Annotated in this window: 2 protein-coding genes, 1 tRNA gene and 1 pseudogene; all 4 read left to right on the top strand. The window is 78.1% G+C overall.

Features of this window, described 5'->3' with window-relative positions:
• Nucleotides 1-481, top strand: a pseudogene (locus PAI11_RS27085) (hypothetical protein); the annotation flags it as partial.
• Nucleotides 471-755, top strand: coding sequence for a hypothetical protein (locus tag PAI11_RS10625; RefSeq protein WP_138974225.1), 285 nt, complete (start codon nucleotides 471-473; stop codon nucleotides 753-755). The pseudogene PAI11_RS27085 and the gene PAI11_RS10625, both read left to right, overlap by 11 nt.
• A gap of 122 nt (nucleotides 756-877) precedes the next feature.
• Nucleotides 878-951 (top strand) — tRNA-Pro (locus PAI11_RS10620).
• Between the two features lie 99 nt (nucleotides 952-1,050).
• The coding region (locus PAI11_RS10615) for a nitronate monooxygenase (RefSeq protein WP_040599830.1) at nucleotides 1,051-1,912 on the top strand (862 nt) is incomplete at its 3' end.

The raw sequence follows: 1,912 nt of genomic DNA, 5'->3' as shown, positions 1-1,912 counted from the left end.
GGCGGCGATCCCCGCCGACGGCACCCACGCGCTGGTCGCCGGCCGCGACGCGGAGCGCCAGCGCGCCGCCGACGGGCCGTCGACCGCCGAGCCGGCCAAGCCGGGCACGCCCGGAGCCCGGGGCACCGGCGCCAGCGACGAGCCGGGGGCCAGCTCCGGCGACGACAGCACGACTCCGCTCCGCCAGCCCGAGGCGCTGGCGCCGGGCGAGTCGACCGGTGACGACTCGGCGACGTCCACGCCGAGCCAGCGGCCGTCCGGCTCCGGCTCCGGCTCGGGTTCTGGATCGGGGTCGGGGTCGTCGCGCCCGACCGGGACCCAGGCGGCGGCACCGAGCGAGCCGGCGTCGACGCCGTCCGCCCCGTCGACCGGCGACGCCCCCGCCAAGGCGCCGACCGTTCCGCGGCGGCCGATCACGACGCTGTTGACCTCGATCACCACGAGCCTGCTCGGCACGGGTGGGGCCGACGGTGGCCACTGAGCGCGACGGCGTCGTCGACGTCGCGTCGCACTCGACCCTCTACGCCATCGGCGCCTACTTCTGCGACCGCACGCCGGACCTCGTCGAGGACGTGCTCGCGGACGCGGACGCGATCGAGCGCGAGGGGCTGCGGACTTGGGCGGCCCGCGAGGACGTCGCGGTCCAGGACGCCTTCGAGACGCTGGTGACCGGCCTGGCGATCCGCTTCTACACCGCCCTGGCCGGCGAAGCGGTCGACGCCCCGGCCGCCGCGCGCGCGGCAGATCCCGGCTGAGATCCGGGACCGCGATCGAGCGGTCGAGGACCGTCGGGAACCCGCCCGATCGGCCGCTCGCGACCGGCGGGGGAGGGCGGAGGTCGTCGCGGCAGGCTCCATGGCATACTTCGGGACCGCGTCGGGGCGTGGCGCAGCCTGGTAGCGCGCGCCGTTCGGGTCGGCGAGGTCCCCGGTTCGAATCCGGGCGCCCCGACTGCAGTGAAACGGGCCCGCCGTCCTCGGACGGCGGGCCCGTTCGCGTTCTCCCGCTCGCGACGACGCGCGGCGACGACTCTGCCAGGGTGGGGGAACCGTGCTCGCCCCGTCCGACCTTCCGCTGCCGATCGTCCTGGCCCCGCTCGCGGGCGGCCCCTCCACGCCCGCGCTGGCGGCGGCCGTCTCCGACGCCGGCGGGCTCGGCTTCGTCGCCGGCGGCTACCGGTCGCCCGAGGCGCTGGCGGCCGACGTCGCGGCCACGCGCGAACAGACCGGGCGGCCGTTCGGGGTCAACGTCTTCGCGCCGTCGGGGACGGCCGCCGATCCGGCCGCGCTGACGTCGCACGTCGCCGTGATCGCTCGCGAGGCGGAGGCGCTCGGAGTGGCCGTGGGCACGCCGCGGTTCGACGACGACCACTTCGAGGCCAAGCTCGAGCGGCTCCACGCCGACCCGGTGGCGGTCGTGTCGTTCACGTTCGGCTGCCCGGAGGCGGCCGTCGTCGACGCCCTCCACGCCGTCGGCAGCGCGGTCTGGGTCACGGTCACCCGCCCGGACGAGGCGCGGCTGGCGGCTGCGGCCGGCGCCGACGCGCTGGTCGTCCAGGGCAGCGAGGCGGGCGGCCACCGGGGAACGTTCGCGGACGCGCTCGACGTCGAGGAGATCGGCCTGCTGGCGCTGCTGCAGCTGGCGTCCGCCGCCGTCGACCTGCCGCTGGTGGCGGCGGGCGGCATCATGGGCGGCGCCGGGATCGCGGCCGCGCTGGCGGCCGGGGCGACGGCCGCCCAGCTCGGCACCGCCTTCCTGCGCTGCCCCGAGGCGGGGACCTGGGCCGGGCATTGCGACGCGCTGCGCGAGCGGCCGGGCGCCGGGACGGCCCTGACGCGGGCGTTCACCGGCCGCGCCGCCCGCGGGATCCGCAACCGCTTCCTGCGCGAGCACAGCGCCGGAGCGCCGGTGG

The sequence above is a fragment of the Patulibacter medicamentivorans genome (assembly GCF_000240225.1).
Lineage (GTDB): Bacteria > Actinomycetota > Thermoleophilia > Solirubrobacterales > Solirubrobacteraceae > Patulibacter > Patulibacter medicamentivorans.
This window is presented reverse-complemented; position numbering and strand designations above follow the sequence as displayed.